The 23,241-nt window shown below is 45.0% G+C and carries 19 protein-coding genes; 11 read left to right on the top strand and 8 right to left on the bottom strand.

The genetic code is table 11. The annotated features are described in order from the left end of the window. Nucleotides 1–304: 304 nt before the first annotated feature. On the top strand, nt 305–1,930 hold the full coding sequence (locus C7Y69_RS12990; RefSeq protein ID WP_126872999.1) for a polysaccharide lyase family 7 protein: 1,626 nt from the start codon (nt 305–307) through the stop codon (nt 1,928–1,930). A 57-nt stretch (nt 1,931–1,987) separates the two neighbouring features. On the opposite strand, the gene C7Y69_RS12985 is transcribed toward C7Y69_RS12990, so the two are convergent. From C7Y69_RS12985 to C7Y69_RS12975, 3 genes are all read right to left on the bottom strand, one after another. Further along, a complete protein-coding gene (locus C7Y69_RS12985) occupies nt 1,988–2,311 on the bottom strand; it encodes a DUF3392 family protein (RefSeq protein ID WP_126872998.1) in 324 nt (107 codons plus the stop codon). 142 nt (nt 2,312–2,453) lie between these two features. Then, the gene (locus C7Y69_RS12980) at nt 2,454–3,329 is read right to left on the bottom strand and encodes a sugar phosphate isomerase/epimerase family protein (protein ID WP_126872997.1); all 876 of its coding nucleotides are present in this window, start codon (nt 3,327–3,329) and stop codon (nt 2,454–2,456) included. 31 nt (nt 3,330–3,360) lie between these two features. Continuing rightward, the gene (locus C7Y69_RS12975; protein ID WP_126872996.1) at nt 3,361–4,368 is read right to left on the bottom strand and encodes a LacI family DNA-binding transcriptional regulator; all 1,008 of its coding nucleotides are present in this window, start codon (nt 4,366–4,368) and stop codon (nt 3,361–3,363) included. Nucleotides 4,369–4,746: 378 nt separating this feature from the next. On the opposite strand from C7Y69_RS12975, the gene C7Y69_RS12970 reads away from it, so the two are divergent. From C7Y69_RS12970 to C7Y69_RS12940, 7 genes are all read left to right on the top strand, one after another. After that, a complete protein-coding gene (locus C7Y69_RS12970; RefSeq protein ID WP_126873003.1) occupies nt 4,747–5,910 on the top strand; it encodes a Gfo/Idh/MocA family protein in 1,164 nt (387 codons plus the stop codon). 15 nt (nt 5,911–5,925) lie between these two features. Beyond that, nucleotides 5,926–7,002, top strand: coding sequence for a sugar phosphate isomerase/epimerase family protein (locus C7Y69_RS12965; protein ID WP_126872995.1), 1,077 nt, complete (start codon nt 5,926–5,928; stop codon nt 7,000–7,002). A gap of 31 nt (nt 7,003–7,033) precedes the next feature. Further along, a complete protein-coding gene (locus tag C7Y69_RS12960) occupies nt 7,034–8,248 on the top strand; it encodes a nucleoside permease (RefSeq protein WP_126872994.1) in 1,215 nt (404 codons plus the stop codon). Continuing rightward, nucleotides 8,241–9,164, top strand: coding sequence for a hydroxypyruvate isomerase family protein (locus tag C7Y69_RS12955; RefSeq protein WP_126872993.1), 924 nt, complete (start codon nt 8,241–8,243; stop codon nt 9,162–9,164). The genes C7Y69_RS12960 and C7Y69_RS12955 overlap by 8 nt, the downstream gene beginning before the upstream one ends. A gap of 49 nt (nt 9,165–9,213) precedes the next feature. Next, entirely contained in the window at nt 9,214–10,899 is a 1,686-nt protein-coding gene (locus C7Y69_RS12950) for a GMC oxidoreductase (protein WP_126872992.1), read from the top strand. Beyond that, a complete protein-coding gene (locus C7Y69_RS12945) occupies nt 10,899–11,516 on the top strand; it encodes a gluconate 2-dehydrogenase subunit 3 family protein (RefSeq protein WP_126872991.1) in 618 nt (205 codons plus the stop codon). The genes C7Y69_RS12950 and C7Y69_RS12945 overlap by 1 nt, the downstream gene beginning before the upstream one ends. A 95-nt stretch (nt 11,517–11,611) precedes the next feature. Beyond that, a complete protein-coding gene (locus C7Y69_RS12940; protein WP_126872990.1) occupies nt 11,612–12,430 on the top strand; it encodes a DUF1080 domain-containing protein in 819 nt (272 codons plus the stop codon). 121 nt (nt 12,431–12,551) lie between these two features. Here the strand turns inward: C7Y69_RS12940 and C7Y69_RS12935 are convergent, their stop codons facing one another. Further along, the gene (locus tag C7Y69_RS12935; RefSeq protein ID WP_126872989.1) at nt 12,552–13,442 is read right to left on the bottom strand and encodes a LysR family transcriptional regulator; all 891 of its coding nucleotides are present in this window, start codon (nt 13,440–13,442) and stop codon (nt 12,552–12,554) included. 188 nt (nt 13,443–13,630) lie between these two features. On the opposite strand from C7Y69_RS12935, the gene C7Y69_RS12930 reads away from it, so the two are divergent. Beyond that, nucleotides 13,631–14,305 (top strand): type 1 glutamine amidotransferase domain-containing protein, encoded by a 675-nt coding sequence (locus C7Y69_RS12930; protein WP_126872988.1) that lies wholly within the window; start codon nt 13,631–13,633, stop codon nt 14,303–14,305. A 38-nt stretch (nt 14,306–14,343) separates the two neighbouring features. Here the strand turns inward: C7Y69_RS12930 and C7Y69_RS12925 are convergent, their stop codons facing one another. Further along, the gene (locus tag C7Y69_RS12925) at nt 14,344–15,492 is read right to left on the bottom strand and encodes an iron-containing alcohol dehydrogenase (protein ID WP_126872987.1); all 1,149 of its coding nucleotides are present in this window, start codon (nt 15,490–15,492) and stop codon (nt 14,344–14,346) included. A gap of 212 nt (nt 15,493–15,704) precedes the next feature. Next, nucleotides 15,705–16,451, bottom strand: a complete 747-nt coding sequence (gene gpmA / locus C7Y69_RS12920; RefSeq protein WP_013785739.1) for a 2,3-diphosphoglycerate-dependent phosphoglycerate mutase — start codon at nt 16,449–16,451, stop codon at nt 15,705–15,707. A 394-nt stretch (nt 16,452–16,845) separates the two neighbouring features. On the opposite strand from gpmA, the gene acnA reads away from it, so the two are divergent. Beyond that, on the top strand, nt 16,846–19,557 hold the full coding sequence (gene acnA, locus C7Y69_RS12915; protein ID WP_126872986.1) for an aconitate hydratase AcnA: 2,712 nt from the start codon (nt 16,846–16,848) through the stop codon (nt 19,555–19,557). Nucleotides 19,558–19,654: 97 nt separating this feature from the next. Here acnA and C7Y69_RS12910 read toward each other — a convergent pair whose 3' ends face one another. Further along, nucleotides 19,655–20,146, bottom strand: a complete 492-nt coding sequence (locus C7Y69_RS12910; protein ID WP_126872985.1) for a sel1 repeat family protein — start codon at nt 20,144–20,146, stop codon at nt 19,655–19,657. Between the two features lie 96 nt (nt 20,147–20,242). Further along, complete coding sequence (locus C7Y69_RS12905; RefSeq protein WP_126872984.1) at nt 20,243–22,459, bottom strand: GspE/PulE family protein; 2,217 nt, start codon at nt 22,457–22,459, stop codon at nt 20,243–20,245. Between the two features lie 470 nt (nt 22,460–22,929). Here C7Y69_RS12905 and rpsJ point away from each other — a divergent pair, with 470 nt between their 5' ends. Next, on the top strand, nt 22,930–23,241 hold the full coding sequence (gene rpsJ / locus C7Y69_RS12900; protein WP_006012796.1) for a 30S ribosomal protein S10: 312 nt from the start codon (nt 22,930–22,932) through the stop codon (nt 23,239–23,241).

The raw sequence follows: 23,241 nt of genomic DNA, 5'->3' as shown, positions 1-23,241 counted from the left end.
ATTTACAACATAGAGAAGAATAGCGACGGGTGGCTTTGTGGGCTGCTTTTTACGTGGCATGAAACCACTCTGACAGACTGGCGGGATCAATCAATAGGATCCCCACGATCATTGAAAATAAATATTACTAACTGTCAATAGGGCCCTGGTGAACGGTTACGTGGGTTGGATCATTGGTATTACCGGTTTGGTAAGCTTGGATTCTGGCTCATATCGAAAATTGAATTTCGTTTTTAGTCGCAGCAAATCTCGCTGGGCTTATTTTAATTGGTTTACTAAAACCGTTAATTACAGGACAAATTGCATGAACATCAGCACACGTAAAACATCGCTCTCTTTTTTAATAGGCACCGCGCTTACCTTAGCAAGTACATCATTTGTACACGGGGCGTCGGTATCCATCGACAACCCAGGGTTTGAAAACGGGTTTGATGGTTGGGCCGATACCGACCCTTCCGCTGTCTCTGGGAATGCCTACGCAGGAAGCAGTTCAGCTAAAATTTCTGGCACTAACGGTAAAGTAGAGCAGTACGTTGATGTTACGCCCAACACCGATTACACCCTAAGCGCCTATGTTAAAGGTGTGGGTAAAATTGGTGCCGATGTAAACGGCACTCGCTTTAACAGAACCGGTGGTGGCAGCGATTTTGAACCTGTATCGGTAAGCTTTAATTCGGGCTCTGCTACTTCCGTTAAAATTTATGCAAACTATTATGGCGGCGAAGGGCGGTTTGATAATTTCACGCTGGAAAGTGCTGGCTCTACAACACCTCCCGGTAATTCCACGTGTTCAGGGAATGACAACCTAAGCATTAGTACTGCAACCGACAATGGCACTAACGATGGGCATGGGCCGTTAAATACCATCGACAATGACTTAACTGACGAGTCCCGTTGGTCGTCCAACGGCACTGGCAAAACTATTACTTACGATTTAGGTGAAGTGGCTACGGTAAAAGCACTGCAAGTGAAATGGTTTAAGGGGAATACCCGAAGCTCGTTCTTCGATGTGCATACTTCTACCAATAACAGCAACTGGAACGCAGTGTTACTTTCAGGAGCGTCTAACGGTTCAAGTTCCGGTTATGAAACGCATGATGTTACCGATTCTGATGCGCGTTATGTTCGTATTACTGGGTTAGAGAATTCGGCGAATACCTGGAACAGCATTGTGGAAACCAACATTTATGGCTGTGGCGGTGATACTGACAACACGCCTGATCCAACGCCTACACCTACCCCAACTCCCGGCAATTTTGATATGAGTGATTGGGACATGGAAGGTGCCGATCCTCGTGTTGGCGACACCATGGAGTTTGATGCCCTTCGTGAGCAGCATGTTACGCCCAATGGCAATGGCTGGCGTCACGAGCTAAAAATTAAAGAAGAAAAACGGGTCGCAATGACCGCCGTGTTTGAAGACTTTCAAGCGAACATAAAAGTAGAAATGTCTGATGGTTCAAAGGCCATTGTTGCCCAGCATCATGCTAGCGACACAGGCACCATTATGAAATTATATGTTTCAGACACCAGTGAAACAGGCTTCACACCCACTAATGCTGGCGTAGAAAGTGACAGCGTTGCAAGCAACGGTATTTTTGATGTGTATGTTCGCCTTGCAAGAGAAGACGGTTCCGGTGAAGACAAGCAGTTATTAGGTACTATGGTAAGCGGCCAAAATTTCGATTTTAGAGTTATTAACGACCATGGTTATGTGACGGTTTCAGCGTTTGGCGAGTCTTTCTCTCGAACCATTGAAGACAGCACAGATTCTTACCTGAAATTTGGTAACTACTTACAGGCACAAGATCCTGAAACAAGAGAAGATGTAGACGACTCAGATGATTGGGCTGCGTTTTATGCCAGTGAAGGTATTACTGAAAGCCTTCTTACCTTTTCAAGCATTAACTACATTCGTGATGAAGACTAATACCTAGTTAAATACACGATTAAAAATAGAAGGGCGAAGCCAGTTGGCTTCGCTTTTTTATATATATCTTCTACGCTCGGCCAGAAACCCAATAAACATGAATGCAAATACAAAACCTGCACCTTGGTACTGCCAAGGCAGGTAGGCAATAATGTGGTGCAGAAAAGGGGCACCATAAAGGGTTAATGCGCCATAACCAAAGGCACATAGCACTACAAAAAGGCTAACCCGAAGTATGAAATGATAGGGAGCTAAAATACGCTTTATATGGCTATTAATAATATCGCCGTAAACCACTAAAATAGTGGCCATCAGCATGATGCTCATTTCAGCGTAATAAGGGCTTAACGTGCGGGATAAGGCACTGAACAGTTCGTTCATACTGCTTTACTCATGATAACGACACCTACAACATAAAGGTGGCGTTATCATAACGATATATACGGTTTTGCTAAAGCGCTTTGCTATAAAATACTTTGTTACACAGCCGTTTGATATATAGCGCTTTGTTACACGTACTTTGCTACAAAGTGCTGTTTAGCATACTTACCGCTTTGTAGCCTTGTTCGATGGTGGCAATGCGATCGCCGGTTTGATCCCGCTCCACAAATTTATGCTCAATTCCAGCCAGCTTTCCATTCGCAAAAATCGTTTCGAAGTCGATAACGCCGGTGCCCACATCGGCAAAACTACCGTCTGTCGCCATGTCTTTTACATGCCACAATTTAAAACGACCAGGGTATTGCTTAAAGTAATCTACGGGGTCTTTACCCGCTTTAACTGCCCAGTATAAATCTAGCTCCATAGACACTAAATTCGGGTCGGTTTCAGTAATAAGTACATCCAGTGGTATTTCATCATCACGTACTTCAAACTCGAAGTCATGATTGTGGTACGCAAGGGTAATATCGGCTTTGCTACACGCTTCGCCAATGGTGTTAAGTTTCTCAGCAAGCGCTTTGTAGGGCGCAATACCTTCGCCGCGCTGCGCTTCGCTAAGCCAAGGTACCACTAGGTATTTATGACCTACGGTTTGAGCATCTTCTAGCACTTGCTCTAAGTTATTATCGAAGTCATCTAGCTGAATGTGAGCAGACGGCGCCGTTAATCCTTCGCCTTTTAAAATAGTACTAATTTCTTTTGCGCTATGACCAAAGTAACCGGCGAATTCCAGTTCGTTGTAGCCCACCGCGCCCACTAACTTCAATGTAGCAGGTACGCTAACTTTCATGATGTCGCGAAGGGTATAAAGCTGCAGTCCAATACTGCTGCTGGCCATACCATTTAAAGACTTAGCCGTGTGTGAATGTGCAAGTACGCTGGGTATGGCGGCGCAACCTGCACCTATTGCCGCGGCTCGAATAAACTGCCTGCGGGTGAAGGTGGAAGTGGTAATCATAGCATTCTCCTTAACGCGCCATTATGCGCTGTTACACAATTCGGGCTGGGCCAGTACTGCCCCTAGCAATGAGTTCAAACGGCATAATAACTTTTGGTGCTTTACGAATTTTGCCGTTAATTACATCTATCAATAAGCTAACTGCCGTTCGGCCGAACTCTTCGGCTGGCTGGGCAATGGTGGTTAATGGTGGGTCGCAAAATGCCGAAAAGGCAATGTCATCAAATCCCGCGACTGATATATCTTCAGGTATACGCAGGCCAGCTTGTTTTAATGCTTGCATAGCACCTATTGCGGTTTCATCGTTTTCACAAAATACCGCAGTGGGCCTTTCTACTTGCTGGGCAATGGTTACGCCGGCGTTATAGCCTGCTTGAAGCGTGAAGTCGCCGGGAAATAAAAGATCTTCATCGAAGGCAATATTGGCGTCGTTTAAAGCATCTTTATAGCCCGATAATCTGTCTTGCGTAAGCGGGCTGGAGTGAGGGCCTTTTATCATGGCAATACGATTATGGCCCAAGCCTAACAGATGTTCGGTCATGGCTTTCGCTGCGGCACGGTTATCAAGCGACACAGTAGGGTAATTACCCTCATCAATTACTTCACAAGCATTTACCATGGGTAACAGGCCATTGTCGTTAATCATGCTGTTGTCGAATGGGTTTAACGCGCGTAATTGAATAAGTCCATCGGCCTGAGAGGTGCTAACCATTTTTGCGTAATGGCTTTCAATGTCAGGGTTACCTAATGTATTTGCCAGTAAAATGGAGTAGCCCAATTCGGCGGCCGTTTCTTGCATGCCGCTAATCACTCGCGCAAAAAATACATTCGCGACAGTAGGAACCAACACAACCAAGTTGTGGGTTTTTCCCGAACGAAACTTTACCGCCATTAAGTTGGGCTTGTAGCCCACAAGGTCTACTGCCGTCATTACTTTGGTACGGGTTTTCGGAGAAACGCGCTCGGGTTGTTGAAGTGCCCGAGACACTGTTGCCACCGATACGCCAGCGCTATCAGCAACGTCTCTAATATTTGCCATTTACTCGTGTCTTGTTTTCATTCGCACATTTGCGAACAGATTAGATTGATGTAACCGATATCATTTGGAATTTAGAATACGGATCTTTCTTAAAAAATCCAGTGCTAAGTGTATATTTTTTGTAAATGATTTTTGCGTCTCAACCCGTCAATTCGCTGTTTTAATGCAAAATACGTTTGTTTTAAGACTATTTAGCTTATCTTCTTAAACTTAAATTTAACAAAAAACGCTCAAATACATTGACAGACAAAAATGTAATCCGTTACATTTTAAATATAGTTACAATAATGCAACAAGTTTGTAGTGAGCAAGCTTGATACTGGTAACGTTTACTGGTTAAGCACTGCACCACAACAGGAGCTACGCAGCATGGCGAAAATGCAAAAAATAAGATTAGGAATGATTGGTGGTGGTGAAGGCGCATTTATTGGTGCGGTTCATCGCAACGCATTCGGGTTAGATGGCCAGTACGATTTGGTATGTGGAGCCTTTAGTCGCGACCCCAGCAACAATGAAAGCACGGCAGATAGTTTAGGTGTTGAACATAGCCGTACCTATGCCTCGTGGGAAGACATGCTAGAAAAAGAGGCTGCGCTTCCAGAGCAGCAACGCATGCAAGTGGTGTCTATTGTTACGCCGAACCATTTACACGTACCTATTTCAGTGGCCTCAATAAAAGCGGGTTTTCACGTGTTCTGTGAAAAGCCTGCTGGTGTTGGCTTAGGCGAAGTAAAAGATTTACAAGATTTACTCCATAGTACCGACAGATTGTACGGTTTAGCACACACTTACTTAGGCTATCCCATGGTGTGGCAAGCGCGCCACATGGTCCAAAGCGGCATGCTAGGTAACATTCGTAAAGTGTTTGTTGAGTACCCACAAGGGTGGCTGTCGGCAAATGAAGAAACCCACAACAAACAGGCCAAATGGCGTACCGATCCAAGTTTAGCTGGCGGCAGCGGCTGTATGGGCGACATTGGCACACACGCTTTTGGGCTTGCTGAGTTTGTTTTAGATGATGCTATAACGGCCTTGTGTGGTCAGCTATACACGCACATCGAGGACAGACAGTTAGATGACGATGGCGCAGCGCTGATTAAAACCAAGAAGGGTGCTACTGGTGTATTGATTGCCAGCCAAGTGTGCGCAGGTGAAGAAAACGCCTTAAAGATAAAAGTATATGGCGATAAAGGCGGATTAGAGTGGCATCAAATGGAACCAAACTCTGTGGTATATCGCCCCATAGGCCAGCCATATCAAGTATTCCGTGCAGGGCTAGGACAACCCGGTTTATGCGACGAAGCTGTCAATCGTTGCCGCATTCCAGGTGGGCACCCCGAAGGTTACCTAGAAGCCATGGCGAATTTATATAACGACTTTGCCACAGCTGTTCGTAGCGAATCAGACCAAACAAGCAGCAAAGCAAGTGGTGTACCTGGCATTAATTCCGGTCTTCGAGGAATGGCGTTTATAGATGCCATGTTGGCCAGTAGTGACAGTGAGACTAAGTGGGAAACCGTCAGCCCAGTTGGAACAGAATAAGTGGAGCATGTGGCAATGGAACAACAAGCAAACGAAGCAAAACCAATTAAAGGCCCTGCCGTCTTTTTAGCCCAATTTATGGGGAAAGAAGCCCCCTTCGATACACTTGAAAACATGGCCAAGTGGGCCGCCTCATTGGGGTATAAAGGCATTCAAGTGCCTACCGATCCGGCACTATTCGATTTAGAAAAAGCAGCAGAAAGCCAAGAATACTGTGACGAAGTTGCCGCTACCTGTAGGGCAGCGGGCGTTGAAATTACCGAGTTATCAACGCACTTGCAGGGGCAGTTGGTAGCGGTACACCCTGCGTACGATGAGCTATTTGATAACTTTGCGCGAGCACATTTACACGGCAACCCAAAAGCACGTACTGAATGGGCAGTGAACCAGCTTAAGTGCGCAGCTATTGCCAGCAAACGCTTAGGACTAAACGCCCACGCTACCTTCTCGGGTGCCTTGATGTGGCATTTGGTGTACCCATGGCCGCAGCGTCCTGCTGGGTTAGTTGAGCAAGGGTTTGCCGAGCTAGCCAAGCGTTGGTTACCTATTCTAGATGCCTTCGATGAGGCCGGGGTAGATGTATGTTACGAAATTCACCCAGGTGAAGATTTGCATGATGGCGCTACCTTCGAAATGTTTTTGGCCGCGGTAGATAACCATCCTCGTGCCAATATTTTGTTCGACCCTAGTCACTTTGTGCTGCAGCAGCTCGATTATCTCGACTTTATCGACAGATACCACAGTCGTATAAAAATGTTCCATGTGAAAGATGCCGAGTTTAACCCAAATGGCAGAAGTGGTGTTTACGGTGGTTACCAAGATTGGAAAGACCGCCCAGGACGTTTTCGTTCTCTTGGCGATGGACAAGTCGATTTCAAAGGCATTTTCAGCAAACTGACTCAATACGGATTTAGCGGATGGGCTGTGCTCGAATGGGAATGCTGTTTAAAAGATTCAGCGCAAGGTGCCGCTGAAGGTGCGCCTTTTATTGCTGAGCATATTATTCAGCCAACCCGCTACGCGTTTGATGATTTCGCTGGTGGCGAGGTAAGTGAAACAAAAAACAACCGCATTTTGGGCATAAGCGAATAACGCTGCCCCGCTGACACAGGATAATAAGAATATGATAACCCTACGTCTTAGCACGATGATGTTTTTACAGTTCTTTATTTGGGGCGGCTGGTTTGTCACCTTGGGAACGTACTTAGCCAGCACCTTATCGGCCAGTGGTAGCCAAACGGGAATGGCATTCTCTACCCAAAGTTGGGGCGCGATTATTGCGCCTTTTATTGTGGGGCTAATTGCCGATCGCTTCTTTAACGCTGAACGTATTTTGGGTGTGCTGCATTTGTGTGGCGCGGTGCTTATGTACATGATGTATCAGGCGGGTGATTTCACCACCTTTTATCCGTACGTACTAGGCTACATGATTGCGTATATGCCAACCCTTGCATTGGTGAATTCGGTGGCTTTTGGCCAAATGACAAACCCATCAAAAGAGTTCGGTAAAATTCGTGTGTGGGGCACCGTAGGCTGGATTGTTGCGGGCTTACTTATTAGCTATGTGTTTTCTTGGGATTCCGCATCAGCAATTGCTGATGGCATGCTTAGAAACACCTTTATGCTATGTGCAATAGCGTCGTTAGCATTAGGTATATTCAGCTTTACTTTACCTGCAACACCGCCAAAAGCGGCAGGCCAAGAGACTGGCTTGCGCGATGTGTTGGGGTTAGATGCGCTAGCGTTACTTAAAGATAAGAACTTCTTTATCTTCTTTTTATCCTCTGTACTTATTTGTATTCCTCTTGCGTTTTACTACCAAAACGCCAATCCGTTTTTAACCGAAATTGGTGTTGAAAATGCCACTGGGAAAATGACCTTAGGCCAGGTGTCTGAAGTGTTATTCATGCTTGCACTACCTGTGTTTCTAAACAAATTTGGCATTAAAGCTACCTTGTTAATTGGCATGGCTGCTTGGGTATTACGTTACGCCTTGTTCGCTTTTGGTAATGCAGACGAAGGGCTGTTTATGCTGATTGTGGGCATAGCCTTGCATGGTATTTGTTACGACTTTTTCTTTGTGTCTGGCCAAATTTATACCGATGCGAAAGCAGGCGAACGTATTAAAAGCGCCGCACAGGGGTTAATCACTTTAGCCACATACGGCGTAGGTATGCTGATTGGTTTTGCCGTAGCTGGAAAAATAACTGATGAGTACACCACGGCAACATCTCACAGTTGGCAAGATATCTGGCTATTCCCAGCAGGCTTTGCGGCTGTTGTATTAATTATTTTCTTGATGTTGTTTAAGTCAGAAAAGGTTAGCACCAATGCATAACGAAAGCAGACGCAGCTTGATAAAAGCGATGGCGCTGACGGGCGCTGGTGTATTAGCACCTTCAGCGTTTCATAGCGCACACGCGGGCAGTACAGCAGATATTAAGGCAAATCGAACAGAGAATGGCATGAAGCAATCATCGCTTAAAGGCAATATTAATCATTCTGTTAGTCGCTGGACATACGGCGATCTTTCCATAGAAGAGCTGTGTAATACAGTGAAAGAGCTTAACTTCTCGGCGATTGATTTAGTGGGGCCTGAAGATTGGCCGGTACTAAAGCAACACGGTATCGATTCTTCTATGTGCAATGGCGCTGAAATTAGCCTTGAAGATGGCTTCATTCACAGTGAGCTACACGACGAATTAGAAGCTCGATACTTAAAGCATATCGACCTTGTTGCTGATGCTGGCTATACCAACCTTATTTGTTTTAGCGGCAATGCCCGTGGAATGAGTAAAGAGGAAGGGTTAGATAATGCGGTGGCAGGTTTGCAGCGTATTTTACCTCATGCCCAGAAGCGCGGTGTGGTGATATTTATGGAGCTGTTTAATAGCAAAATAGACCACCCTGACTACATGGCCGATAGTTCAAAATGGGGTGTTCAGCTATGCAAACGCCTTGATAGTAAGCACTTTTCATTGCTTTACGACATCTATCATATGCAAATTAACGAAGGCGATATTATTCGCACCATTCGCGATTTTCATCCTTATTTTGGTCACTATCACACCGCCGGTGTGCCAGGACGAAACGAAATTGGTAGCACTCAAGAGCTGTATTATCCAGCCATTGCTAAGGCCATTTTAGAAACAGGTTTCGATGGGTATTTAGCGCAAGAGTTTATTCCAACACCAGATACAAAAGCAGGCAGAGTTGAATCGCTTAAAGAAGCGATCAGTATCTGCGACGTATGACTTTACAATCAAACACCATACATGAAGTGCGTGTTTAAGGGGACATAACATGGCAACGAACGAATACGATGCAATCGTAGTAGGTTCTGGTATTAGCGGAGGCTGGGCGGCCAAAGAACTCACCGAAAAAGGCCTAAAAGTACTCATGCTTGAGCGCGGTAAAAACATCGAGCACATTAAAGACTACAAAAACGCACACAAAGAGGCGTGGGACTACCCACATCGCGACCTGCCTACACAGGCGATGAAAGTAGATTACCCTGTACTTAAGCGAGACTATCCGCTCAATGAATCTACCAAAGGCATGTGGGCGAACGAAGTAGAAAACCCTTATGTAGAAGACAAACGCTTTGATTGGTATCGAGGCTATCACGTCGGTGGGCGTTCGCTTACTTGGGGGCGACAGAGTTACCGATTAAACAAAGCTGACTTTGAAGCGAATGGTAAAGAAGGCGTAGCGGTAGATTGGCCTATTCGTTATGAAGATGTAGCCCCTTGGTATGACTACGTAGAAAAGTTTGCTGGTATTAGCGGAAACCGTGATGGTTTAGACGTATTACCCGATGGCATCTACCAGCCTGCTATGGCGCTAAACTGCGTTGAAAAAGACGTGGCTGCTCGAGTGCAAAAAGCCTATAGCGGTGCTCGCCATATTATTTCCGGTCGCACCTCAAACATGACAGAGCCGAAGCCAGAACACGGACGTGCAAATTGTCAGTACCGTAATAAGTGCTGGTTGGGCTGTCCATTTGGTGGCTATTTCAGTACGCAGTCTTCAACGCTTCCAGCAGCAATGAAAACCGGTAACTTAACGCTTCGTCCTTTCTCTATTGTAAAAGAAATCTTGTTTGATAAAGACAAGAAGCGCGCCACTGGCGTTGAAATTATTGATGCTGAAACCAACGAAACATACGTTTTCAAAAGCAAAATCGTGTTTGTGAATGCCTCTGCATTCAATTCATCGTGGTTGCTTATGAACTCTGCCACCGATGTATGGGATGGCGGTTTAGGTAGCAGCAGCGGTGAATTAGGTCATAACGTGATGGATCACCATTTCCGGGTAGGTGCGTCAGCGCAAGTTGAAGGCTACGACGACAAGTATACATATGGTCGCCGTCCAAGTGGCTTTTATGTTCCGCGCTTTAGAAATTGGGGCGATGACAAACGAGACTACTTGCGTGGGTTTGGTTATCAAGGTGGCGCTAGCCGCTCAGGCTGGCGACAAGATGTGGCCGAGTTAGGTGTTGGTGCAGGCTTAAAAGAGGCTATGTCAGAACCCGGTGGCTGGACAATAGGCATGACTGCCTTTGGTGAAATGTTGCCTGACCATTCAAATCGCATTTATCTGAACAAAGAAGTAAAAGACAAATGGGGTTTGCCCGTACTCGCGATGGATGTTGAGATAAAAGAAAACGAACTGAAAATGCGTAAAGACATGCAGCAAGACGCCATAGATATGTTTGAGGCTGCTGGGCTTAAAAGCGTGAATGGCTGGGATGCAGACTACGCACCAGGCATGGGTATACATGAAATGGGTACTGCACGTATGGGCCGAGATGCTAAAACCTCAGTGCTAAACGGTCACAACCAAGTATGGGACGCGCCCAATGTTTTTGTTACCGACGGTGCATGTATGACATCGGCAAGTTGTGTAAACCCATCACTTACCTATATGGCACTTACCGCTCGCGCGGCTAGCTTTGCCGTAGAAGAGTTAAAGCGGAGGAACTTGTAATGGAACGTAGAGACCTATTAAAACTCATTGCTACCGCCACAGGTACTGCCCTTGTGGGTGGTAAAGCGCTTGCTTACGACATTGTTGCCCCTGTGCCTTTGTCTGAAACCGGGTTTTCAAAGGAAGATGTGGCTCTCATTAACGAAATGGCGGAAGTCATTATTCCGCAAACTGATACACCTGGAGCAAAAGCCGCCAATGTCGGCTTGGTTATTCCGGTGATTGTTGCCGATTGTTATACCCCGAAGTTACAAAAAGCATTTAAAGAGGGCATTAAGGCAATTAATGTTCGTAGCAATGAAGCATTTAAAAAAGACTTCCTGCTATTAAGTAGTGCGCAGCGCGAAACCTTGTTTACAACATTAGATACAGAAGCGAAAGCCGCTAATTTAGCTGAGGGTATTAGCAACGGTATTCCAACAGCAAAACCGAGCCAATGGGAGCCCGGCAATGAAGGCCCGCTCCCGCACTATTTCACGTTACTGAAACAACTTACTTTGTATACCTTTTTCACTTCGCAGGTAGGGGCTACCAAAGTACTGCGCTATGTGGCCATTCCCGGTTACTACAATGGTGAACTGCCTTACAAAAAAGGTGACAAAGCGTGGGCGACCTAAGGCTTTCACGTAAAAATAAATTAGCTGCGAAACCAAATACATAGTGCAACGAAAATAAATAGTGCAGCGGAAAATAAATAGTGCAGGGAAAATACATGAAATTACATAAACACGGATTGCCTAAACTGGCGACCAACACAGCCTTTTCTTTAAAAGCGGGCGCTCAAATAGCATTAGCTGCTTTATTAGCAACATCAATAGCACCTTTGGCTTTTGCTGAGAGTGTCGAGCAACTAGAGCGCGCTGAACGCGAAAAACAAGCAGCGAAAACAGAAGTGTGGGAGCCAGTACCTGCAGTGGTAAGTGCTAAAAAGAACGAGCTTCCTTCTGACGCTATCCCTTTATTAACAAGCGATATGTCAGCGTGGGCGTCGGTAAAAGGTGGTGACGCCAAATGGGATTTCGCAAACGGTGAGCTTACGGTAAAGCCGGGCGCAGGCGATATTAAAACCAAACAAGGTTTTTGTGACGTGCAGCTTCACGTAGAGTGGAAAGTACCGCAGCCAGAGCCTGGTATGGAAGGGCAGCAGCGAAATAATAGCGGGATTTTCTTTCAGCAACGCTATGAAGTTCAGGTGCTAGATTCTTACAACAATGCCACTTACCCAAATGGGCAAGCGGGCAGTGTGTATAAGCAGACTATTCCGTTAGTAAACGCTATGCGCGCACCTGGTGAATGGCAAGAATACGATATTATTTTTAAAGCGCCGGTATTCGATGGTGACTTGCTTGAATCACCAGGGTACGTAACCGTTATTCACAACGGCGTGGTGGTGCAAAACCATGTAGAGATTCAGGGCACTACCGAGTGGATAGGTGCACCTAAATATAAAGCCCATGGTTGTGAGCCTATTCAGCTTCAAGATCATGGTAACTTAGTCAGCTTTAGAAACATGTGGGTGCGAGAGCTGTAAGTAATAAGCGCAAGTTTTTTGCTGATAAACAGCGAAGCGCTATATAACAATCAGTACATACTGCCAGCAGGTTTTCATGATAAACCTGCTGGCAGTTTTTTATTAGCATCTTTATAAATTTTTAAAGCGCCTTGTCTTCCCAATCAGTGAAGTATTGCACCAAATAATCAATGGCCATTCGAACCCTAAGCGGCATGAAGCGTTTGTTCTGATATACAATCCAACTGCTTGCCCCGTCGCCCCAGTAAGGCTGTAATATAGGCTGTAGTCTTCCCGCCTCAACGGACGCACTAAACGTGCTTTTAGGCATATAGCCAATACCCAAACCCTGCTCACACGCGGCAAGTACGGCATTCGCGTTATTACTGCGCCAGCGGCCTTTTACTTTTATATTTTCCTGCACACCATGGTTTGAAAATTTCCATACATCGTTGTTAGAAATAACGCAGCTATGTTTTTTCAATTCACTGGGGTGGGAAGGTTCACCACATTGCGCTAAATAATCGCGGGTGGCAACGGCCATCATGGGCCTTTCAATCAGTTTACGTGCTATTAAACTTGAGTCGGCTAGTTCTCCATAGCGAATAACAAAGTCTACATCGTCTTCCACAAAGTTAACCATGCGACTATTAAAGTCCATATCAATGGTTAACTCTGGGTGTTCTAAAGCAAATTGCATTAATGCGGGTGCCACGGCGTGCTCGGCAAACCCGCCTGCGGCGCTTACTCGAAGAACGCCCTCAAGTGTTACCTGTTGAAGGCTAACCTGCTCATTGGCTTGTTGAAGGCCAATAAGCAAGTCTTTAGCGTGCTGGTAATAAAGTGCGCCGTTTTCGGTTAAATTCACTTGGCGGGTAGAGCGAGCCAATAAAACACAGCCAACTCGCTCTTCAAGACGAGCAACTTGCCTGCTGATATGGCTGGTACTGCAACCTAGCTGTTTCGCTGCAGCTGAAAAGCCTTTGCGCTCGGCTACCGCTACAAATTCTATAATGCCTTCAAAGCTTTCCATCGAAACTTTCCATTTATTTAACTTCGCGGTGTTGTAGATTCATTTTGCGTTTTAGAGATTATCATTGTTGCTGTATGGCAATAGTGATTTAACTATTTCGCATATTATCAAGTTATCAGGGATATTCTATAGTGTATACACATGATTACTACGGCGCAGCTAATGTGCCTTACGCATAGGAAGAAACCATGAAAAAGATACTTATCCCAGTAACGAACCATGCAACACTAGGAACTACTGACCAAGCGAACGGTACTTATTCGCCGGAGATCACCCATGCAATCGATGTTTTTAATAAACACGGCGTAGATTACGATATCGCGTCTATCAATGGTGGTGCTATTCCTATTTATGGTACCGACATTGAAGGCGACGATGTTAATGCCGCCGTGTTAAACAACGAAGACTTCAAACAGCGCACCAGCAACAGCATGCGTGCGTCAAACGTGAACATTGATGAATATGATGCGGTGTTCTATCCAGGCGGCTTTGGTTTATTGTCAGACTTAGCAAGCAACGAAGACTTTGCCAAGTTGTCTGCTGCCCATTATGAAAATGGCGGTATTATTGGCGCGGTTTGCCACGGCCCTGCAGCACTGTTACCTATTAAGCTTAGTAATGGCGAAGACTTAATTGCGAGCAAAGCAATTACCGGTTTCACCCGCGAAGAAGAAGTGGATTACGGCACTATTAACGATATTCCGTTTTTACTTGAAGAAGCGCTAGCCCGTAAAGCGGCTAAATTCAGTAAAGTTCAGCCATGGAATGTACATGTGATTGAAGATGAACGCGTTATCACGGGTCAAAATCCAGCAAGTGCTCATGCGGTTGCAGAAGCTATAGTTAGCCATCTAAATAGCTAACTACCTAAATGGGTATTTAAGTAAGATTGATGAGGCGTTTAAAACGCCTCTTTGTATATCTGCGCGATATCTTGTTTGCTTAGTACTCTTGGGTTGTTGCGTAATAACCTAGTCACCTTGCTCGCTTCTTCTGCCAACAGGGGAATGGCATCGTCGCTAATATCAAAATCACGCAGTGTGGCGGGGATCTCTACAGTTCTGCACAGCGCTTCAATGGCATCCACTACCTGATTAGCAATCTCTAACTGACTTTTATTGGCAACGGGTAAATGTAAAAAGCCCGCCACATCAACAAAGCGCTGCTGGCATGCCCCTATATTCCAGCGCATAACATGGGGCAACATAACCGCATTGCTCATACCATGAGATAAATGAAAGCGACCGCCAAGCGGATAAGCAAGCGCATGCACGGCGCCAACTCCCGCGTTACCAAACGCTAACCCTGCCATTAAACTTCCGGTTGCCATGTCTTCCCGTGCTTTAACATCGTGGCCGTTTGCATAGGCGAGAGGAAGCGAGTGAAAGATAAGTGTCATCGCCTTGCTGGCCAACGCGTCAGTAATAGGGCTGGCATTAACGGACAAGTAGGCCTCAAGCGCATGCACAAATGCATCTACCCCACTGGCGGCAGTAATGTGTTTTGGGCAGCTTAATGTCATTTCAGGCGTGACAATGGCCACATCGGGTAACAGGTAGTCACTTACAATGCCTTTTTTAACGTGCGCGACAGGGTCGGCCAATATGGCAATATTAGTGACTTCTGAACCCGTGCCCGCCGTGGTGGGAATGGCAATAAGGGGTAATGCGCGTCCTGCAACCAAGTTCTCGCCAAACAAGTCTGCAATATTCCCCGTGTAATCAAACGTAGCCGCAAGTACTTTAGCGCTGTCTATTGCGCTACCACCGCCAACGGCAATAATTCCGTCTACCTTATGTTGTTTTAGTCGAGCAAGCCTTTGCTCAATAATGCTTATTTCAGGTTCAGGAGGAATATCGTCTATCACAATAGGGCATTCGCAATTCAGCACATTGGTAACATGGCTAAGTGCACCAGATTGGCTTACGCCCTTATCGGTAATAATGGCAGGTGCTTTTATATTCAATCTTGAAAGCTCATGAGCAAGGCTCGCTAACGCCCCTTCACCTGTAATAAGTGTATTGGCTGATTTGAAGACTGATACCTGCATAGTACACCTGCTGAAAAAACTGAGCCTGATGGCAATGTAATGGGAATAGCATGTGTTTACAAATTAGTAACAATGATAATGGTAGAAAAAAGAAATGATTTGAGAAGTGTATTTAAGAGACTAATAGATATAAAAAAACCGCAAACAACGTTTGCGGCTCTTTAGTCGTGGCTCTAATAGTCAGCGTTAGCTTTCTAATAATTACCTATCGACTACTTAGCTTTGCCTTGCTTAGCAACGGCATCCATCATCGCTTTAATCGCTTCTGGATCGCCCAAGTACTCTTTAGAGATAGGCTTCAAGTTTTCGTCTAGCTCGTAGACCAAAGGTACGCCAGTTGGAATATTTAGGCTTAGTACGTCTTCATCAGACATGCCATCTAAGTATTTAACCAATGCACGAAGGCTGTTGCCGTGAGCCGCGATAATAACGCGCTTGCCAGCTTGAATGTCTGGGCGAATAACATCGTGCCAGTAAGGTAGTACACGCTCGATGGTCATCTTCAAGCTTTCACCGCGAGGAAGAATCTCGGCATCAACGTTGCTGTAACGACGATCGACTCCTGGGAAGTGTTCGCTGTCAGTATCTACGGCTGGTGGTGGAATATCGAAACTACGACGCCAAACTTTAACTTGCTCTTCACCATGCTTAGCAGCCGTTTCAGCTTTGTCTAACCCTGTAAGCGCACCGTAGTGACGCTCGTTCAAACGCCAGTGACGTTCAACAGGTAGGTAATGTTGACCCATTTCTTCCAAAGAGATATTCAATGTTTTGATAGCACGAAGCAATACAGACGTGTAAGCCTGATCGAATTCAAAACCTGCGTCCTTCATTAACTGACCAGCGGTTTTAGCTTGTGCGACACCTGTGTCAGTTAAATCAACGTCGTGCCAACCAGTGAAACGATTTTCAAGGTTCCACTGACTTTCTCCATGACGAATAAGTACCAGTTTATACATAGTAAGGTTACCTGCGGCGTTAAAGTGAAAATGCCCAACGAATGCCAATGAAATGGTGCGTCAGACGGATACGAAAAAAGATGATCGCTATCATCGTTGATCGGCAACGAAAAATCCAGTTTCGAAAAGCCAAGTTTAACAGGTAAGACTAGCCAAATAGTAATGCAGACCCTTTTAGTATCAACATAAACTGCTTGGCTAACGGTGTGAAATCAACATGAACTTTTTTTCACATTGTTACCGTATACAGCTATAAGTGAGAGTAGTTAGGAGCGCTAATTCCTTCTAAGGCGAAATAGAAGTGCGAAATGGCACTGCAATTCATCTAGTAAAAGCGCTTCCTGACTTGCTCCTAGAACTATATTTATGACAGGCAAATAAGGATGGTGAGCGCGTGAAATATCAATCTTTTTCTAATATCGATGTCGATGGCAATTCCTTCAAGGCAATTAGCTTTGACAAAGTAAATGAGAACTTTGCGCTCGACCGATTACCGTATTGTATTAAAATTCTTCTTGAAAACTTACTTCGTCATGAAACTGAAGAGTTTGTTACCAGTGATGACATTGAACAAGTTGCCACGTGGAATACAGAGAATCACGTTGAGCATGAAGTATCTTTCGTTCCTGCCCGCGTGATCTTGCAAGATTTCACTGGTGTGCCAGCTATTGTTGATTTGGCCGCTATGCGAGATGCAGTGAATAAGTTAGGCGGTGATGCAGAAGTCATTAATCCGTTAAACCCAGTAGAGTTAGTTATCGACCATTCAGTAATGGTTGACTACTTTGCAGAAGAAAATGCGTTAGAAAAAAACACTGACGTTGAAATTGAGCGAAATAAAGAACGCTATCAATTTTTAAAGTGGGGGCAATCTAGCTTCGATAATTTCAAAGTTGTCCCTCCTGGTCGAGGCATTGTTCACCAAGTTAATCTTGAATATCTTGCTCGTGTTGCCTTCACTAAACAGGAGGGTGACGATACCTTGGTGTATCCTGACACGTTAGTAGGTACCGATTCTCACACCACCATGATCAACGGCCTTGGCGTTCTAGGTTGGGGCGTAGGCGGTATTGAAGCTGAAGCGGCTATGTTAGGCCAACCCGTTACCATGCTACTACCAAAAGTCGTGGGCTTTCGTTTATCGGGAGAGCTACCAGCTGGAGTGACGGCTACTGATATGGTGTTAACGATTACCCAGCAGCTTCGTGCTCATGGTGTTGTGGGTAAGTTCGTAGAATTCTATGGTCCAGGCTTGAAGCACTTAACTACAGCCGATCGTGCCACTATTGCCAATATGGCACCGGAATACGGCGCAACCTGCGGTATTTTCCCTATTGATGAAGTTGCGCTCGATTACCTGCGCTTGACTGGGCGTGACGAGTCGCAAATTAAACTTGTTGAAGCGTATGCGAAAGAAAGTTCGCTATGGCACGATGACTTTACTAAAGATGCCGAATATCACGAAACGTTAGAGTTAGACTTAAACGATGTTGTCCCCTCGATTGCAGGGCCAAAACGCCCTCAAGATAGAATTGCACTAGATAACGCTGCAAAAGCATTTAATGAATGGCATCGCTCGCAGATTGATGTGAAAGTGCTAGACGAAGAAACTGAATTTGTCGCCGAAGGCGGTGCAGTACCTGAAGTCAATGAAGAGCATGATTCGTATGTAGAATTCCGTGGTAATAAATTTAACTTAGAAGATGGTGCCATTGTTATTGCGGCCATTACGAGTTGTACCAACACATCAAACCCTTCGGTGCTTATTGGAGCAGGGTTACTAGCGAAAAAAGCGGCGGAAAAAGGCTTAACCCGTAAGCCTTGGGTAAAAACGTCTTTAGCCCCAGGCTCGCAGGTGGTAACTCAGTACCTTGAAGATGCAAACTTGATGGACCCACTAGAAGCTCTCGGTTTCAACCTTGTGGGTTACGGTTGCACTACCTGTATTGGTAACTCAGGACCCTTGCCAGATGCTATTAGCGATGCAATTAAAAAGGCCAAGCTTACTGTTACCTCTGTATTGTCAGGTAACCGGAACTTCGAGGGGCGTATTCATTCAGATGTTGCGGCCAACTATTTAGCGTCGCCACCATTAGTTGTCGCTTATGCCTTAGCGGGTAATATGAATATTGATATTACTAAAGAGCCACTAGGGTTGGGCAACAATGGCGAGCCAGTGTATTTGAAAGATATTTGGCCTAGTGAAGATGAAATTCAAAGCCATATAGCTGAACATGTCACCAGTGACATCTTTAAAGCAAAATACGCCGACGTATTTAAAGGCAGTGGTGTGTGGAATGACCTAACGGTAAGTTCAACATCGGTATACGATTGGCCTAACTCTACCTATATTAAACATCCGCCATTTTTCCAAACAATGGGCGAAGAACCCGAAGCACTTAGTGCTATCGAGAACGCGAGATGTTTAGTGAAAGTGGGCGATTCAATTACCACCGACCACATTTCTCCGGCAGGCGCGATAGCGCCAGATAGCCCTGCAGGCGAGTATTTGCAAGCAGAAGGCGTAAATACCAAAGATTTCAATTCATACGGTTCAAGGCGGGGTAACCACGAGGTAATGATGCGCGGTACTTTTGCAAATGTGCGACTGCAAAATCAGTTGGCGCCAGGTACTAAAGGCAGTGCTACCACGCATTATCCTAGTGGTGATGCCATGTCTATATACCATGCGGCCATGCGTTATCAAGACGAGGGTGTTGCTGCGGTTGTTGTAGGTGGAAAAGAATACGGTACAGGCTCTAGCCGAGATTGGGCTGCTAAGGGGCCTTCTTTGATGGGCGTGAAAGCGGTCATGGTAGAAAGCTATGAACGTATTCACCGTTCAAATCTCATTGGTATGGGTATCTTACCGTTGCAGTTTAAGCCGGGCGACAGTGCGAGTAGCTTAGGAATTAAAGGTAATGAAACTTTCTCAATTGGTGCAGTAAGCCGCGACCAAAAAGACGTGGATGTTACCGTAACGTCTGATGCAGGCGAATCACAAACATTCTCGATGGATATTCGAATCGATACCTCAAACGAATTCACGTATTTCGAAAACGGCGGTATTTTGCACTATGTAATTCGTCAATACTTGAAAAAATAGTGGTTATATAAGAGCGGTGTCTGGCGTTTTAACATGCTAAGACAAAAAGTAAAAAAGCCCGATAATTATCGGGCTTTTTTATGGATTAATAGATTAATTAGTAGAATCGTTTAGTACAGATTATCTCTTTAATGTTAGAGCCAATTGCCGCACGTTTTTCGCAGCGTAAGTCTTGTGCTTTAGCACCGTACAGTGCAATGTGTTCATCTACGAAAGGCGCCATCGCAGTTCTAAAATCTTCAGGTAAAGCATCGCGAATAGAGCGAAAAGAACGATTCCACTCCGCGGTTTTTTGTTCCATAGCGACTTTTAACCACAGCCAACCCTCTTCATAATTAGGCTCGATACCCCACCCCTGAAAATACATTTGAGCTAAGTAATACTGAGATGATTTATTACCTAATTTCGCGCCTTCTAATAATTTAGTATAGGCTTCTTCATAATTTTCAGCTTTTAATGCGAACAACCCACTTTCAACAATCGAAAGATATTCAGTTTTCCACATGTGGTCTTTGGTTCGTGATTGGGCGTCAGCCGCCGTTGATATTAGTGTGCCTGTGAATAACAACGCAAAAACTATTGCCTTCATATTGGTTTCCATTCCTTAAGTAATAGATGTATTAGCATTATTTAATACTGTTACAGCTAAATCTTCAAATTTAGATTGTTAGTAAATATTTCGTGGTTAGTCGCCACCCACAATTTGTACTTGTGGAATGTCGGTATCGCCCTTAATGACTTTGAAAATAGCATCTTGTACTAAGGTTCGCATACCGTCTTGGGTGGCTTGTTTTTTCATTTCTGCAACACTGGCTTCTTTGTAAACCAAAGAGCGTAGTTCAGGCGTCATTCCAAGTAGTTCATGAACCCCTGTTCTGCCTTTGTAGCCTGTGTTGCCACATTCTTCACAGCCTTTTGCCCTGTAAAGTTTGAGCGGAGAAGGCAACGCTAATTCATCTAGCATCTGCGCGCCGTACTGCCTTTCAATGAAGGCCATATCAGTATCACTTGCCACATACTCTTCCTTACACTTACCACAAAGGGTACGAATAAGACGCTGGGCTAATATACCTACACAGGCATCAGAGAAGTTCACAGGATCTAGCCCCAAATCTAACAAACGGGTAATGGTCTCTGGGGCAGAGTTGGTATGCAGGGTAGATAACACTAAGTGGCCAGTAAGCGAGGCTTCAATGCCAGCATGAGCTGTTTCTTTGTCGCGCATCTCACCTATAAGAATAATATCGGGGTCGGCACGCAAAAATGCCCGTAGGGCGTTAGCAAATGTGAAGCCTATTTTGGGGCTTACCTGAACCTGCTGTAAACCGGGTTGAGTAATCTCTACCGGGTCTTCTGCTGTCCATATTTTCTTTTCTGGGGTGTTGAGGTAACCCAAAATAGCATGCAAGGTCGTGGTTTTACCGGAACCTGTTGGCCCTACTACTAACAAGATGCCATGTGGTTTTTTAATCATGTCTTCTAAGCGCTTCAAATTGGTAGGCGCTAGATTCATTTTCTCAATGGGCATAGCGCCACCTGACGCCAGCAAACGCATCACCACCCCTTCACCGGCTACCGTAGGGATGGTGGCAACACGTACTTCTACCAGTTGCCCATTCATCTTAAACGCCAACTTACCGTCTTGAGGTACACGCTTTTCAGCAATGTTTAGGTTAGACATAATTTTAATACGGGCAATAACCGCATTATGGTGTGAGTTAGGCACTTTGTTCATATCTCGGCACACACCATCAACCCGCATTCTTACGCGAGTGGGGGCATTCTTCTCTGGGTCGATATGAATATCAGACGCACCAAGACGTTTTGCATCGTGCAATACGCGACTAACCAAACGTACTACTGCAGGGGCATCGTCTGAAAGTTCATCGACAAGCTCGTCGTTTTCCTCAGTTGATAAACCAATCTCATCAAGAATCTCACTCATGTCACCAGGCGCATTACCGCCGCCACCTTCACCTAGGTACTGAAGTATTTGATGGGGCAAGCCGACGGCAATTTCATAACTTTCAATACCCAATGCGCTTTCTGTTTCCATTAACAGCGCGGCATTGTTAGGCTCTGCCATTAAGACAATGGGGTTACCTTCCACATCAGAAATAACCGCAACATGGTTACGTTTAAGGTAAGACAGGTTTAGTTTACTTTCACCTTCATAACGATGGTACTTATCGGGTAAGTAACCAATGAAGGGAACCTGGTAATGGATAGAAAGAGAATGGCCAATTTCATGCTCGGGAACGCGATGTTCAGACATTAAACCCTGCACGATAGTGCGGGTGTCATTAGAGGTAGAGAGTAGACTTTTTAACGCAGGTTCGTTTATTAAGCCTTTATGTAATAAAGAATCAAATGGATTGTTTGTACCACCAAGTTCATAACGGAACTTAGCCCCTAGTACCAATGCTAAGTCGTTTGCGCGCGCTAAATCATTATCATCAAAACTACCGTTTTGCTTATTGATAATTTGCATTACACCCATTAACACACCGGCGTTAAGAATAGGCACACATAAAATGTTAGTAGTTTTGAAGTCGTTGTCTTTATCGAACTTATCAGCAAATCGTAAACGAGGATGAATAGCTTTAAGCTCAGCGGCGTTGTAAGGGTCGACGATGAGTAAAGGCAATTGTGAGATAGCAACATAGCCTGCAATAGACATAGGGCTAATAGGCACTTTAATCTCTAACGTTTCTTTACCCGTTTTAAACCGAGCGACTAAGTCTTGATGTTGTCGGCGACGCTGAAAGATGCTCATACGGGTAGCACCAAACATGTTAAGAATGATGGGTTCAAGCAAACTGTATGCGTCTAATAAAGACGAGTGATTATTCAGAATGCGTTTAACATGGGTGAAAATATGCTGACTGTCTTCTACTTCCATAGTGTTCTTAGCACAGCGCAAAGCTGCTATATCCAAATTTGATTAAACTTTGTAACATACGTTTTACCACCTTATAGGTATAGCGCATTAACGGCAATACAACTTATATTAAGGTAGTGCAAGAATAACGTAACTTTACATTACCTTTCAAAAAGAAGCAGCTGTACTTAAGTCATAGATTTACAATTAATGTGTACAAAAAGCGATCTAGCTGTTGCAATGTATCCTGCCTTCTGTATAATTCGCGCCCACTGCCCAAATAGGGCAATGTTTCTAACCGCGACCTCACTGCTTTTAGGGTGGTTGCCAGCGTAGCAAGCGAAATCGATAAGATAAGACTGCTACAGGCGTGTTAGGAAAAAGAACAGGGTTCCAATTGGGAACCATCGGTTTACGCACATCTTTTCTTTCCAGAATAAAATGGAAGAGAAAAGGTGAATTTTTTTGTTCTTTCGATTGGAGCTTAATCGATGCCAAATCAAAGAATTCGTATTCGTTTGAAAGCGTTTGATCACAAGTTGATCGATCAGTCTACGGCTGAAATCGTTGAAACGGCGAAACGTACTGGTGCTCAGGTCAGCGGTCCTATTCCTCTGCCTACTCGCAAAGAACGCTATACAGTATTGACATCTCCTCACGTAAATAAAGATGCACGTGATCAATATGAGATTCGTACTCACAAGCGTTTAGTAGACATCATTGAGCCAACTGATAAAACAGTTGACGCATTGATGCGTTTGGACTTGGCTGCCGGTGTTGATGTTCAAATCAGCCTGGGCTAA

Source organism: Alteromonas sp. KS69 (assembly GCF_003989595.1).
In the GTDB taxonomy this organism is placed as follows: domain Bacteria; phylum Pseudomonadota; class Gammaproteobacteria; order Enterobacterales; family Alteromonadaceae; genus Alteromonas; species Alteromonas naphthalenivorans.
Note: the sequence above shows the minus strand (reverse complement) of the source record. Positions and strands in the feature narration are given on the sequence as shown.